Below are 13,191 nucleotides of genomic sequence, written 5' to 3' on the forward strand. Positions count from 1 at the left end.
ACGCCAGTCTAGGGTTCGGGGTGGGCGTGCTCAGCGGGCGAGCAGCTGTCGTCGCGAGCTCACGACGCCGGTGTCGAACCCGGCGAGGTGGAGTCCCCCGTGGAAGCGGGCGTGCTCGATCTTCACGCAGCGGTCCATCACGACCGAGAGCCCTGCGGATTCCGCGATCGCCGCGGCGTCCTCGTTCCAGGAGCCGAGCTGCAGCCACAGCGTCTGCGCTCCCGCGTCGACGGCCTCCTGAGCCACGCCCGGCAGGTCCTCGTGCCGGCGGAAGACGTCGACGATGTCGGGAGTCACCGGGAGGTCCGCGAGGGACGCGTAGACCGGCTGCCCGAGGATCTCCTTCTCGCGGGGATTCACGAGGTAGACGTCATAGCCTGTGCTCGACAGCAGATAGGTCGCCACGAAGTACGAGGCCCGGGCGGGGTTGCCCGACGCGCCGACGATCGCGATCGATCTCGCGCGACGGAGGATGCCGAACCGCTGCTGAGCTCCGGGGCCCGTCCAGGTCCGCTCCGGCCGGCCCGCGTCGGCGCCGGGCAGGGCGCACGCCGCGGCATCCGTCGCCGCCGGGAGTGCGCACGCGTCGGGGGAAGAGGCGTTCGTCGAGGTCATCTGTTCCGTCCCGTCGCCGTAGTGAGAGCCTGATCGAGGTCCCAGATGATGTCATCGGCGTCCTCGAGTCCGACCGAGATGCGGATGAGGTCGGGTCGCACGCCCGCCCCCGCCAGCTGGGCCTCGCTCAGCTGCCGGTGCGTCGTGGATGCCGGGTGGATGACGAGGGTGCGTGCGTCGCCGATGTTCGCGAGGTGGGAGGCGAGCTGGAGACTCTCGATCAGCGTCTCCCCCGCCGCGCGGCCGTCGTCCGCCTTCACTCCGAAGGCGAAGACCGATCCGGGCCCCAGCGGCAGGTACTTCGCCGCGCGCTCGTGATGCGGATGCCCTTCGAGGCCCGCCCAGGTGACGTACTGGACGCGTGGATCGGACGCGAGCCAGTCGGCGACGACTCTGGCGTTCGCGACGTGCGCGTCGATGCGCTGCGGCAGCGTCTCCACCCCCTGGAGGAGATTGAACGCGGCCTGCGGGCTCAGCGCGGGACCGATGTCGCGGAGCTGCTCGGTGCGCAGCTTCGTCAGGAACCCGTACTCGCCGAAGTTGTCCCACCAGCGGATGCCGCCGTACGACTCGACGGGCTCGGTCATCTGCGGGAAGCGACCGTTCCCCCAGTCGAACGTCCCCTTCTCGATGACCACTCCGCCGAGGGTCGTGCCATGCCCGCCGAGGAACTTCGTCACCGAGTGGATCACGATGTCGGCTCCGTGCTCGAGGGGCCGGGCGAGGTAGGGCGTCGCGAGCGTCGCATCCACGACGAGGGGAACGCCGGCCGCATGCGCGACCTCCGCGAGCCCCTCGATGTCCGCGATCTCCCCCGAGGGGTTCCCGATCATCTCGACATACACGACCTTGGTCTCGGGCCGGATCGCGGCCGCGTAGTCGGCGGGGTCCGTGGAGGCGACGAACGTGGTCTCCACGCCGAAGCGGCGCAGCGTGACGTCGAGCTGGGTCACGGTGCCGCCGTACAGCTGCGCGGCGGCGACCACGTGGTCCCCCGCGCCGACGAGCGCGGCGAAGGTGATGAACTCGGCGCTCATGCCCGACGCGGTCGCGACCGCCCCGATGCCGCCCTCCAGCGAGGCGAGCCGCTCCTCGAGCGCGGCGACCGTGGGGTTGCCGATGCGCGAGTAGATGTTGCCGTACTTCTGCAGCGCGAACAGGTTGCCCGCATCCGCGGCGTCGTCGAACACGAACGAGGTCGTCTGGTAGATCGGCACCGCCCGCGCGCCCGTCGCCGCGTCGGGTGTCCCGCCTGCGTGGAGCGCCCTGGTCCGGAATCCGAAGCGATGTTCTTCCGTCATGATGTCCTCAGTTCTGCGGTCTCGAGCACGGTCGCGATGTCGTCGACGGCCCACGGGTTCTGCAACGACGTCGTGTCGCCGAGCGGAGCCGCCACGCGACCGGCGCGACGATCCTGCTCGGCCTCCCACAGCTCGGCGAGCAGCCTCCGCATGATCTTGCCCGACCTCGTCTTCGGCAGGTCGGGCACCACGACGATGTGCTTGGGCTTCGCCACCGGACCGATCGCGTGCGCGACCTGACCGCGCAGCTCGCTGGTCGAGACCTCAGAGCGTCCGGATGCGGTGACGAATGCGACCACGGCCTGCCCGGTGACCGCATCGGCCACGCCGGCGGTGCCCGCCTCCCCGACCGTGTCATGCGCCACAAGGGCGGATTCGATCTCGATCGTCGAGAGGCGGTGTCCCGACACGTTCACGACATCGTCGAGTCGACCGAGGATCCAGATGTACCCGTCCGCGTCTCGGGTCGCCCCGTCACCGGCGACGTAGTATCCGCCGTGCTCGCCGCGTCCGGCATACGCCGACCAGTACGCGTCGCGGTAGCGCTGCGGGTTGCCCCACACGGTCCGCGCCATCCCCGGCCACGGACGGCGCACGACGAGCGTGCCGGATCTTCCCGGCGCCACCTCATCACCGTTCGCGTCGACGACCGTCGCGTCGATGCCCGGCAGGGGCACGGATGCCGATCCGGGCTTGAGCGTCGTGACGCCGGGAAGCGGTGCGATCATCGCCGCCCCGGTCTCGGACTGCCACCAGGTGTCGACCACCGGGAGCTCGTCGCGGCCGAAGTTCCGTCGGAACCACACCCACGCCTCGGGGTTGATCGCCTCACCGACCGTGCCCAGCAGGCGAAGCGACGACAGGTCGTGCCCCTCCGGCAGATCGGCACCGAACCAGGTCATGAAGGTGCGGATGAGCGTGGGCGCGGTGTAGTAGACGGTGACTCCGTAGCGCTCGATGATCTCGAGGTGTCGCTCGCGGCTCGGCGTGTCCGGCGTCCCCTCGTAGATGACCTGCGTCAGACCGTTGGAGAGCGGGCCGTAGATCTCGTAGGTGTGCGCGGTCACCCACGCCAGATCGGCGGTGCACCAGTGCACGTCATCGGGCTTCGCGTCGAAGTGGGCCCAGTGCGCCCAGCTCGCGTGCGTGAGGTACCCGCCGGACGTGTGGACGAGTCCCTTCGGCTTCCCCGTCGTGCCCGACGTGTAGATGATGAAGAGCGGATGCTCGGCGTCGAACGAGGGCGCGACGTGTGTCGACGACGCGATGTCGACCACCTCGTGCCACCAGACGTCGCGACCCTCCGTCCACGGCACGTCCTGTCCGGTGCGCCGGAGGACGAGGACGTGCTCCAGATCGGGGAGGCCTGCCGCCGCGGCATCCGCCGTCGACTTCACCTCGGTCGCGGTGCCGCGTCGGAACTGCCCGTCGCTGGTGACCAGCAGCTTCGCGCCGGTGTCGCTGAGGCGGAACCGCACCGCCTCGGCGGAGAACCCTCCGAACACGAGGGAGTGCACGGCGCCGATGCGAGCACACGCCAGGGCGATGACGACGGTCTCCACGAGGACGGGCAGGTAGACGACCACGCGGTCCCCCGGCTCGATGCCGAGCGCATTGAGCGCATTCGCAGCCCGGGCGACGCGATGCTGAAGGTCGGCGTAGGTGACCGAGAGCCGGTCCCCCGGTTCGCCCTCGAAGTGCAGCGCGACCTTGTCGCCGCGTCCCTCCTCGACGTGACGATCGACGCAGTTGTACGCCACGTTGAGGCGTCCGCCGACGAACCAGCGGGCCGAGGGGACGGCCCCGTCGACGGGCGGGTCCCACTCCTGCGCGGTGTGCCAGGGCTCGGCCCATGACAGCCGCCGCGCCGCGTCCTCCCAGAACGCGGTCGGATCCGCTGCGGCCCGCTCGTACGCCTCGCCCGTCACATTCGCCTGCGCGGCGAACGCGGGCGGCGCGGGATAGCTGCGGGTCTCGTGCAGTCGAGCCTCGACGCCCGTCACGTCCATCTCCGGAGGAGGTGCTTCTCGACCAGCGCGAGCACGCCGTTGGTCACGGTGCCGAGCACGGCGAGCAGCACGATGGAGAGCAGTATCCGGTCGACCCGTCCGCTGCTCTGCGAGTCGGTGAGGAGGAAGCCGAGGCCCATCGACGAGGCGATGAGCTCTGCGGCGACGAGGAACAGCCAGGCCTGCGCGAGGGCGAGACGGAGTCCCGCGATCACCGACGGCACGACCGCCGGGAGCTGCACGGTGCGGAACAGGGACCATCCGCGCAGGCTGAACGAGCGTCCCGCCTCGACGAGGTGAGGGTCGACGTGACGCAGGGCCGATGCGACGGTGGTGTACACCGGGAAGAACGCGCCGATCGCGATGAGCGTGACCTTCGACTCCTCGCCGATCTGCATCCAGAGGATCAGCAGCGGCACCCACGCGAGCGACGGCACCGCACGCACGGCTGCGAGGGTCGGGCTCAGCAGGAGGTCCCCGATGCGCGACAGACCCACGATGCCGGCCGCCGCGAGGCCGATCGCCGACCCGATTGCGAAGCCCAGGAGCACGCGCTGCACGGAGATCGCGATATGGGTCCAGAGCTCGCCGCGTTCGGCAAGCTCCACGCCGGCCGCGAAGACGGTGGCCGGAGCGGGCAGGCGATAGGGCGGGACGACCCCGGTGGTGGTGACGACCTGCCAGGCGATCAGGATGACCGCAGGGAGCACGAGGCCGGCCAGGACCCGGACGAGCGGCTGATCCCACGCCCGACGCGCCGCGTTCCGCGGACGTCGACGCACGCCTGCCGCGGCGTCGAGGGCGTCCTGAGCGTCTGCGGGGACGACGACGCGCTGATCGATGTCCGTCACTCGCCGCCGACCGCCTTCTTCGCGAAGGCGTCGTTCACGATCGAGGACAGCGCCGCGTCGACCGCGTCCGCTCCGCCCTGCACATCGCCGGACTCCACGAGCACGGGCGCGATCTTCTCCAGCACGGAGATCTGGTCGTCGCCGGGCACGCCGCTCACATCGAGGTTGGAGCGCTCCTCGATGACGGTCGTCGCCACCGCGATGTCGATGCCCGCCACTTCCGCGAGCAGCGCGGCGGTCTCGTCGGGGTTCTCCAGCGCCCACTCACGTGCCTGCTCGTACGCGTCCACGACGGCCTGAGCGAGGTCGGGGTGGTTCTGGATGAAGTCCTCGGTGGCGTTGAGGAACCCGTAGGTGTTGAAGTCGACGTTGCGGTAGATGAGCTGGTCGCCCGACTCGACCTCGGCGGCGGCCATGATGGGATCGAGACCCGCCCAGGCGTCGACCGATCCTCCGTCGAGCGCGGCACGTCCGTCGGCATGCTGGAGGTTCTGCACCTCGACGTCGCCGACCGAGAGTCCCGCCTCCTCGAGCGACTGGAGCAGGAAGAAGTAGGGGTCGGTGCCCTTCGTGGCTGCGACGGACTTGCCCGCGAGGTCCTCCACCGACGTGATGTCGCTGTCGGGTCCGACCACGATCGCAGACCACTCCGGCTGCGAGTAGATGTCGATGACCTGGATGGGCGACCCGTTGGAGCGAGCCAGCAGAGCAGCGGAGCCGGCCGTCGATCCGACATCGATGGAGCCCGACCGCAGCAGTTCGTTGGCCTTGTTCGACCCGGCCGACTGCACCCACTCCACGGTCACGTCGTCGCCCAGGATGTCTTCGAGGATCCCCTGGTCGCGGATCACGAGGCTCAGCGGGTTGTAGGTCGCGAAGTCGATCGAGAGGGTGTCCGACGACCACCCGTCCGCAGCGGAGGAGTCGTCGGCGGTCGAGTCGGACGCGGAGGCGTTCTCGCCGGCGACGCAGCCGGTCGCGACGAGCATCATCGTCCCGGCGAGGGCGATCGCGGGGACGATTCGGCGGGTGATGGTGCTCATCGGTTCTCCTCGGGGGACGTGCGGTGATGGGTGTCGACGCCGAGTCCCTCGAGGAGGTCGGCGCGAAGGTCCGCGAGGCCGCGATCGGCGCGGTCACGGGGGCGGATGCCGGGAACGGAGATCGTCTGCGCGACGGACGCGGCAGCCGATTCCGGTTCATCGCCGAGCGTGCGGAGCAGCAGCACGCGGTCGGCGAGATACAGGGCCTCCTCCACGTCGTGGGTGACGAGGAGGACGGTGGTCGGCTCGGCGGCGTGGATCTCGAGCAGCAGATCGTGCATCCGCAGACGAGTGAGGGCGTCGAGCGCGCCGAAGGGCTCGTCGAGGAGAAGGACCCCGGGGTTGCGGGCGAGGGCCCGGGCGAGCGAGGCGCGCTGCGCCATGCCGCCGGACACCTCACGGGGGCGCTGATCGGCCGCATGATCGAGCCCGACCAGCCGGAGCAGCTCCTCGACCCTGTCTCGTCCCTTCTTCCGCGGCGTGCCGCGGGGCAGTCCGAGCGCGACGTTCTGCGCGATGGTCCGCCACGGCAGCAGGCGCGGCTCCTGGAACGCGATCGCGGTGCGCTCGTCGACGTCCGCGACGGCGGTGTCATCGAGACGGATGCTCCCGCTCGTCGGGGTGTCGAGTCCGCCGATCAGCCGGAGCAGCGTCGACTTGCCGCAGCCGGACGGACCGACGATGGCGACGATCTCACCGGCCGGGATCTCCAGCCGCACGTCGCGCAGCACGTGGCGTGACCCACGGGACAGGGGGAAGGAGCGCTCGACGGCCTCGAGCCGCACGGCCTGCGCCGCGCCGGCGCTCTCCGCCGCGCGCGACGCAGCGGGCGCGTTCAGGAGGGAGGTCATGCCCTCATGCTGTCGGAGATCGCCCGGTCGTCTCGAACCGCCGCGTAATGTTCGGTCACGGAACGGGATCGCCGCCGTGCTGTGCCGACATCCGCCCTGGCCGGAATGCGGAACGGGCCGCCACCTCCGAAGAGGTGACGGCCCGTTCAGGCAGTGATGCTCAGGAGTTGCCGCCCGAGAGCTTCTCGCGCAGAGCCGCGAGAGCCTCGTCGTCAGCCAGCGTGCCCGCGCCTGCGGTCTCGCTGGAGAACGTCTGGCCGCCGAAGTCCTCGCCGGCAGCAGCCTCGGCCTCGGCCGCCTTGGTGACCTGGGCCTTGTGCGCCTCCCAGCGAGCCTGGGCCGCAGCGTACTCCTGCTCCCATGCCTCGCGCTGGGCGTCGAAGCCTTCCTTCCAGGCACCCGTCTCGGCGTCGAAGCCCTCCGGGTACTTGTACTCGCCGTTCTCGTCGTACTCCGCGACCATGCCGTACAGTGCCGGGTCGAACTCGGTGCCGTTGGGGTCGACCGACTCGTTGGCCTGCTTGAGCGACAGCGAGATGCGGCGACGCTCGAGGTCGATGTCGATGACCTTGACGAAGACCTCTTCGCCGACGGAGACGACCTGCTCGGCCAGCTCGACGTGCTTGCTGGAGAGCTCGGAGATGTGGACGAGGCCCTCGATGCCGTCTGCGACGCGCACGAACGCACCGAACGGGACGAGCTTGGTGACCTTACCCGGCGTGACCTGTCCGATCGCGTGGGTGCGGGCGAAGACCTGCCACGGGTCCTCCTGCGTCGCCTTCAGCGACAGGGAGACGCGCTCGCGGTCGAGGTCCACCTCGAGGATCTCGACGGTGACCTCCTGGCCGACCTCGACGACCTCGGAGGCGTGCTCGATGTGCTTCCAGGACAGCTCGGAGACGTGCACGAGGCCGTCCACGCCGCCCAGGTCGACGAACGCACCGAAGTTGACGATCGACGAGACGACACCCTTGCGGACCTGACCCTTGTGCAGGTTGTTGAGGAACGTCGTGCGGGACTCGGACTGCGTCTGCTCGAGGAGGGCGCGGCGCGAGAGGACCACGTTGTTGCGGTTCTTGTCGAGCTCGAGGATCTTCGCCTCGATCTCCTGGCCAAGGTACGGCGTGAGGTCGCGGACGCGACGCAGCTCGATGAGCGAGGCCGGGAGGAAGCCGCGGAGGCCGATGTCGACGATGAGGCCACCCTTGACGACCTCGATGACGGTGCCGGTGACGACGCCGTCGTTCTCCTTGATCTTCTCGACGTCTCCCCAGGCGCGCTCGTACTGCGCACGCTTCTTGGAGAGGATCAGACGGCCTTCCTTGTCCTCCTTCTGGAGAACGAGAGCCTCGACCTCGTCGCCGACCTTGACGACCTCGTTGGGGTCGACGTCGTGCTTGATGGAGAGCTCGCGCGAGGGGATGACGCCCTCGGTCTTGTAGCCGACGTCGAGCAGGACCTCGTCGCGGTCGATCTTGACGATCGTGCCCTCGATGATGTCGCCGTCGTTGAAGAACTTCAGGGTCTTCTCGACCGCGGCCAGGAAGTCCTCAGCAGATCCGATGTCGTTGATGGCGACCTGCTTGGTGGCCGGGGCGGTCGTTGCGGTAGTCATGTAGTGGGTTGTCCTTGTTGAATGGAACTCGGGCTGGGAGCGCAGGCCGCGCACGGCCGGAGGAGCGCTTCTCAGCGATTGGATTGTGGAGTGCTGTCACGAAGGCATGCACAGGCATGCCACGAGTGACACTTCAGGCTATCAGATCTCGCGGGTGCGTGTCGGGCCGGAATGCTGACCCCGGCGCCGCGCGCTGACAGACTGTCGTCATGCCCCGCGCCGACAAGCTGCTCCTGCTCGACACCGCCAGTCTGTACTTCCGGGCCTTCTACGGCGTGCCCGACAAGGTGACCGCCCCCGACGGCTCCCCCATCAACGCGGCGCGCGGGCTGCTGGACATCGTCGCGAAGCTCGTCACGCTCTACGAGCCGACCCACGTGGTCGCCTGCTGGGACGACGACTGGCGCCCGCAGTGGCGGGTCGACCTGATCCCGAGCTACAAGGCGCACCGAGTGGTCGAGGTCGTTCCGGCCGGGCCGGACGTCGAGGAGGTGCCCGACCCCCTGGAGGCGCAGATCCCTTTGATCCGCGAGACGCTCGGGCTGCTCGGCATCCCGATCATCGGCGTCGCCGAGCACGAGGCCGACGACGTCATCGGCACGCTCGCCACGCATGCGGGCATGCCCGTCGACATCGTCACCGGCGACCGCGACCTCTTCCAGCTCGTCGACGATGCGCGGGACGTCCGGGTCGTCTACACGGCCCGCGGGATGAGCAACCTCGAGATCGTGACGGATGCGGTCGTCGTCGGCAAGTACGGCGTCCTGCCGTCGCAGTACGCCGACTTCGCGACCATGCGCGGCGACGCGTCGGACGGCCTGCCGGGAGTCGCCGGCGTGGGCGAGAAGACCGCGGCGACCCTGCTGAAGGAGCACGGCGATCTCGCCGGCATCCGCGCGGCGGCCGAGGCGGGAGTCGGGATGAGCGCCGGAGTGCGGGCGAAGGTGCTCGCGGCGGCCGAGTACCTCGAGGTCGCGCCGACCGTCGTCGCGGTGGCGACCGATCTCGACATCACCGCTCCCGAGGACCCCCTGCGACCGCTCGACCCGGCCGAGGTCGACGCCGCGACGGCGGTCGCGGAGAAGTGGAACCTCGGGTCCTCGATGACGCGCGCCATCGCCGCGGTGGCGACGACCGGAGGATGAGGCGCCGCGTCAGCCCGCCCAGGCGAGCAGGCGCTCGAGACCCCAGGTCGTGACGATGCGCGCGGCCGGCACACCGAGCCGTTCGGCGCGGGCCGCGCCGTGGTCCAGCAGCGAGAGCTGTCCGGGCGCGTGCGCATCCGAGTCGATCGAGAAGAGGCAGCCGGCCTCCAGCGCGACGGCGATGAGGTCGTCCGGGGGATCCTGACGCTCAGGGCGGGAATTGATCTCCACCGCCACTCCGTTCTCCGCGCAGGCGGCGAAGACGGCCGCCGCATCGAACTGGGACTCGGGCCGCGTGCCGCGATCCCCCTGCACCAGCCGCCCGGTGCAGTGCCCGAGCACGTTGACCCGCGGATCCGACACGGCCGCGATCATCCGCGCCGTCATGGGCCGGGAGTCCATGCGCAGTCGGGAATGGACGGATGCCACCACGATGTCGAGCTCCTGGAGGAGCGCATCCTCCTGGTCGAGGGAGCCGTCCTCGAGGATGTCGACCTCGATGCCCGCCAGCAGCGTGAACCCGTCGTCCGACTCGGCCCGCACGAGCGGCATCTGCTCGCGGAGCCGCTCCGCCGACAGCCCGCGGGCCACCCGCAGCCTCGGCGAGTGGTCGGTGATCGCCTGATACTCGTGACCGAGCGCGCGCGCCGCTGCCGCCATCACGGCGATGGGCGTCGTCCCGTCGGACCACTCGGTGTGGGCGTGCAGGTCGCCGCGCAGCCTCCCACGGAGCGTGGACACGATCTCCGGCTCCACCTCGCCGCGCAGCTCGACGAGATAGTCGGGCGTCTCCCCCGCCTGCGCCTGCCGGATCACGGCGAACGTCGACTCGCCGATCCCCTTCGCGGCGCGGAGCCGGGTCGGATCGTCCCTGACGTCGGCGGGCAGTTCCTGCAGGGTGGCCGCGGCCTGACGGAACGCCTTCGCGCGATACCGCGATGCGCGCTCGCGCTCCAGCAGCGAGGCGATCTCGAGCAGTGCCGCGACGGCGTCCATGGTTCCTCCTAGGCGGTGGCCGCGCTCGCGAGCTCGCGGCTGACGCCGATCCACTGATCGAGCTTCGCCGCCGCACGCCCGTCGCCCACCGCGGCCGATGCGCGCTCGTACCCCTCGCGAAGCCGCTCGAGGATCGGACGCTGCACCTGCGTCGCGTCCTGCGACAGCTCGAACGCCACGATGCCGGCGGCGGCGTTGAGCAGCACGATGTCGCGCACCGGCCCCGTGTCGCCGGCCAGGGTGCGACGGAGCACCTCGGCGTTGTGCTCGGGAGAGCCGCCGATGAGGTCGCTGAGGTCGGCGATCGGGATGCCCAGGTCGCGCGGGTCGAGGTCGTGCTCGTGGATGTCGCCGCGGGTGACCTCCCAGATCCGGCTGTGCCCGGTGGTCGTCAGCTCGTCGAGACCGTCGTCGCCGCGGAAGACGAGCGCGGTCGCCCCGCGCGTGCGGAACACGCCGGTGATGAGCGGGACGCGCTCGATCTGCGCGACGCCGACCGCGTTCGCCTCGGCGCGTGCGGGGTTGCAGAGCGGGCCGAGCATGTTGAAGACGGTCGGCACGCCGAGCTGCGCGCGCACCGCACCCGCATGCTTGAAGCCGGGATGGAAGGCGCCGGCCCAGGCGAACGTGATGCCGGTGCGGTCGAGGATCGCGGAGACGGAGTCCGGGTCGAGGGTCAGTTCCAGGCCCAGGGCGCTCAGCACGTCGGAGGAGCCGGACGACGAGCTCGCGGCGCGGTTCCCGTGCTTGACGACGGGGATGCCGGTGGCGCCGATGATCACGGCCGCCGTGGTCGAGACGTTGACCGTGCCGACGCGGTCGCCTCCCGTCCCCACGATGTCGAGCACGTCGGGCGAGACGGGGAGCGGCACAGCGGCTTCGAGGATCGCGTCGCGGAAGCCGACGATCTCGTCGATCGTCTCGCCCTTGGCGCGCAGAGCGACGAGGAAGCCCGCGAGCTGCGCCTCGGTCACATCGCCGCGCATGATCTGGCGCATGGCCCAGGTCGACTCCCACACGCTGAGGTCGCGACGCTCCAGGAGGATGGTGAGCACATCGGACCAGGTCAGGGAATCAGCCATGTGTGCGATCCTATCGGCGTCGAGAAAACGTGCAGGCAGTTCCGCACGCGGCGGCGGTCCGACGGCATCCCCCGTTTCCCGCGGATTCACCGAGGATTCGCAGTGTTTTCTTAGGGTCCCCTAAGTCGCTGCACACGGAATCGAGGGCACGAGGTGCGAGAATCATGCCCGCGCATCGGCCATAATGGAGGGGTGACGACCTCAGCGACGCATGCCCCGGCGGCAAGAACCATCAAGCGCCCCAATCCGGTAGCTGTCGGCACCATTGTGTGGCTCGGCAGCGAGGTGATGTTCTTCGCGGGACTCTTCGCGATCTACTTCACGCTCCGCAGCACCTCCCCCGATCTCTGGGCCGACCGCACCGAGCTGCTGAACGTCCCGTTCGCGTTCGTCAACACCGCGATACTCGTGCTCTCGTCGTTCACCTGCCAGATGGGCGTGTTCGCCGCGGAGGACCTGCAGCCCTATCGCATCGCCAAGGGGCAGAAGAACGGCGCGGGCCGCCGCCGGCTCTTCGGCTGGGGCATGGTCGAGTGGTTCTTCCTGACCTTCGCGCTCGGCGCGATCTTCGTCTCCGGCCAGGTCTGGGAGTACGCGCAGCTGGTCGCAGAGGGCATGCCCATCAGCGCCGACTCCTACGCATCCGCTTTCTACATCACCACGGGCTTCCACGCCCTGCACGTCACCGGCGGACTCATCGCGTTCCTGCTCGTCATCGGACGCGCGTACGCGGTCAAGAACTTCCGGCACAAGGAGGCGACCTCCTCGATCGTGGTGTCCTACTACTGGCACTTCGTCGACGTCGTCTGGATCGTGCTGTTCGTCGTTATCTACTTCCTGAAATAAGAGCGGAGCTGATCCCCGAGATGGCACGAGAGAAGAAGCGCCGTTCGAACGGCCGTCGCAGCCCACTGGCAGCGGCAGCACTCATCGGAGCAGGACTCCTGATCACCGGCGCCGTGTACGCCGGCGCGACGGCGGCGATCGCGTCGACCGACACCCGGTCTTCGGCAGCGAGCACGCTCACCGCCGAAGACGGCGCGAAGCTGTTCACCGCCAACTGCGCGACCTGCCACGGCCTGAACCTGCAGGGCACCGCGAACGGCCCCAGCCTCTACGGCGTGGGCGAGCTGGCCGTGGAGTTCCAGGTCTCGACCGGTCGCATGCCGCTGCAGATGCAGGGACCGCAGGCGCCGCAGAAGGCGCCGCAGTTCACCGAGGAGCAGATCCGCGCCATGGCGGCGTACGTCCAGTCCGAGGCCCCCGGTCCGACCTATCCGTCCGACGAGATCATCGACGGAGGGGGCGATGTCGCCAACGGGGCGGAGCTCTTCCGCGTCAACTGCGCGATGTGCCACAACGTGGCAGCCGCCGGCGGCGCGCTCACCGAGGGCAAATACGCCCCGGCCCTGACCGAGACCAGCGCGTTGCACATGTACGCGGCCATGGTCACTGGCCCCCAGAACATGCCCGTCTTCGGCGACATGAACCTGTCGGACGAGGACAAGCGCGACATCATCTCGGCGCTGCTCTTCCAGCAGCAGTCCGTGCAGATCGGCGGCTTCTCGCTCGGTTCGCTCGGACCGGTCTCCGAGGGCCTGTTCGTCTGGATCTTCGGCATCGGCGCTCTCGTCGCCATCACCGTGTGGATCACGGCGAAGTCCAACTGACGCTTATTCATCG

The 13,191-nt window shown here is 69.6% G+C and carries 12 protein-coding genes; 3 read left to right on the plus strand and 9 right to left on the minus strand.

Going from position 1 to position 13,191, the window contains the following annotated elements; all coding sequences use genetic code 11:
• Positions 1–30 precede the first annotated feature (30 nt).
• From A4X16_RS11035 to rpsA, 7 genes are all read right to left on the minus strand, one after another.
• Positions 31–615 carry a CoA-binding protein gene (locus A4X16_RS11035; RefSeq protein ID WP_082914420.1) on the minus strand — a complete coding sequence of 195 codons (585 nt, stop codon included), beginning with the start codon at positions 613–615 and terminating at the stop codon, positions 31–33.
• A complete protein-coding gene (locus A4X16_RS11040; protein WP_067120474.1) occupies positions 612–1,916 on the minus strand; it encodes an O-acetylhomoserine aminocarboxypropyltransferase/cysteine synthase family protein in 1,305 nt (434 codons plus the stop codon). The genes A4X16_RS11035 and A4X16_RS11040 overlap by 4 nt, the downstream gene beginning before the upstream one ends.
• Positions 1,913–3,925, minus strand: coding sequence for an acetate--CoA ligase (acs, locus tag A4X16_RS11045; protein WP_157560126.1), 2,013 nt, complete (start codon positions 3,923–3,925; stop codon positions 1,913–1,915). Before acs ends, A4X16_RS11040 begins: the two co-directional genes overlap by 4 nt.
• On the minus strand, positions 3,916–4,776 hold the full coding sequence (locus A4X16_RS11050; RefSeq protein ID WP_082914421.1) for an ABC transporter permease: 861 nt from the start codon (positions 4,774–4,776) through the stop codon (positions 3,916–3,918). The genes acs and A4X16_RS11050 overlap by 10 nt, the downstream gene beginning before the upstream one ends.
• The gene (locus A4X16_RS11055) at positions 4,773–5,819 is read right to left on the minus strand and encodes an aliphatic sulfonate ABC transporter substrate-binding protein (protein ID WP_067120476.1); all 1,047 of its coding nucleotides are present in this window, start codon (positions 5,817–5,819) and stop codon (positions 4,773–4,775) included. The genes A4X16_RS11050 and A4X16_RS11055 overlap by 4 nt, the downstream gene beginning before the upstream one ends.
• On the minus strand, positions 5,816–6,670 hold the full coding sequence (locus tag A4X16_RS11060) for an ABC transporter ATP-binding protein (protein WP_067120479.1): 855 nt from the start codon (positions 6,668–6,670) through the stop codon (positions 5,816–5,818). The genes A4X16_RS11055 and A4X16_RS11060 overlap by 4 nt, the downstream gene beginning before the upstream one ends.
• Positions 6,671–6,830: 160 nt before the next feature.
• Complete coding sequence (gene rpsA / locus A4X16_RS11065) at positions 6,831–8,285, minus strand: 30S ribosomal protein S1 (RefSeq protein ID WP_067120481.1); 1,455 nt, start codon at positions 8,283–8,285, stop codon at positions 6,831–6,833.
• A 209-nt stretch (positions 8,286–8,494) separates the two neighbouring features.
• On the opposite strand from rpsA, the gene A4X16_RS11070 reads away from it, so the two are divergent.
• Positions 8,495–9,430, plus strand: coding sequence for a 5'-3' exonuclease (locus A4X16_RS11070; protein ID WP_067120482.1), 936 nt, complete (start codon positions 8,495–8,497; stop codon positions 9,428–9,430).
• Positions 9,431–9,439: 9 nt separating this feature from the next.
• Here A4X16_RS11070 and A4X16_RS11075 read toward each other — a convergent pair whose 3' ends face one another.
• Positions 9,440–10,426, minus strand: coding sequence for a PHP domain-containing protein (locus tag A4X16_RS11075; RefSeq protein WP_067120484.1), 987 nt, complete (start codon positions 10,424–10,426; stop codon positions 9,440–9,442).
• An 8-nt stretch (positions 10,427–10,434) separates the two neighbouring features.
• Positions 10,435–11,508 (minus strand): anthranilate phosphoribosyltransferase, encoded by a 1,074-nt coding sequence (trpD, locus tag A4X16_RS11080; protein WP_067120486.1) that lies wholly within the window; start codon positions 11,506–11,508, stop codon positions 10,435–10,437.
• A 192-nt stretch (positions 11,509–11,700) separates the two neighbouring features.
• On the opposite strand from trpD, the gene ctaE reads away from it, so the two are divergent.
• Both ctaE and qcrC read left to right on the plus strand, forming a co-directional pair.
• Positions 11,701–12,354 (plus strand): aa3-type cytochrome oxidase subunit III, encoded by a 654-nt coding sequence (gene ctaE / locus A4X16_RS11085; protein WP_157560127.1) that lies wholly within the window; start codon positions 11,701–11,703, stop codon positions 12,352–12,354.
• A gap of 20 nt (positions 12,355–12,374) precedes the next feature.
• On the plus strand, positions 12,375–13,178 hold the full coding sequence (gene qcrC / locus A4X16_RS11090; protein ID WP_067120488.1) for a cytochrome bc1 complex diheme cytochrome c subunit: 804 nt from the start codon (positions 12,375–12,377) through the stop codon (positions 13,176–13,178).
• Positions 13,179–13,191: the final 13 nt, after the last annotated feature.

Origin of the sequence: Microbacterium sp. H83 (assembly GCF_001650405.1) — a bacterium.
In the GTDB taxonomy this organism is placed as follows: Bacteria; Actinomycetota; Actinomycetes; order Actinomycetales; family Microbacteriaceae; genus Microbacterium.

Excerpts from the sequence above, each read along its gene's own strand:
- A4X16_RS11055 (WP_067120476.1), bottom strand. The coding sequence starts at position 5,819 with ATGAGCACCATCACCCGCCGAATCGTCCCCGCGATCGCCCTCGCCGGG.
- A4X16_RS11060 (WP_067120479.1), bottom strand. The coding sequence starts at position 6,670 with ATGACCTCCCTCCTGAACGCGCCCGCTGCGTCGCGCGCGGCGGAGAGC.
- rpsA (WP_067120481.1), bottom strand. The coding sequence starts at position 8,285 with ATGACTACCGCAACGACCGCCCCGGCCACCAAGCAGGTCGCCATCAAC.
- A4X16_RS11075 (WP_067120484.1), bottom strand. The coding sequence starts at position 10,426 with ATGGACGCCGTCGCGGCACTGCTCGAGATCGCCTCGCTGCTGGAGCGC.
- A4X16_RS11040 (WP_067120474.1), bottom strand. The coding sequence starts at position 1,916 with ATGACGGAAGAACATCGCTTCGGATTCCGGACCAGGGCGCTCCACGCA.
- acs (WP_157560126.1), bottom strand. The coding sequence starts at position 3,925 with ATGGACGTGACGGGCGTCGAGGCTCGACTGCACGAGACCCGCAGCTAT.
- A4X16_RS11035 (WP_082914420.1), bottom strand. The coding sequence starts at position 615 with ATGACCTCGACGAACGCCTCTTCCCCCGACGCGTGCGCACTCCCGGCG.
- qcrC (WP_067120488.1), top strand. The coding sequence starts at position 12,375 with ATGGCACGAGAGAAGAAGCGCCGTTCGAACGGCCGTCGCAGCCCACTG.
- trpD (WP_067120486.1), bottom strand. The coding sequence starts at position 11,508 with ATGGCTGATTCCCTGACCTGGTCCGATGTGCTCACCATCCTCCTGGAG.
- A4X16_RS11070 (WP_067120482.1), top strand. The coding sequence starts at position 8,495 with ATGCCCCGCGCCGACAAGCTGCTCCTGCTCGACACCGCCAGTCTGTAC.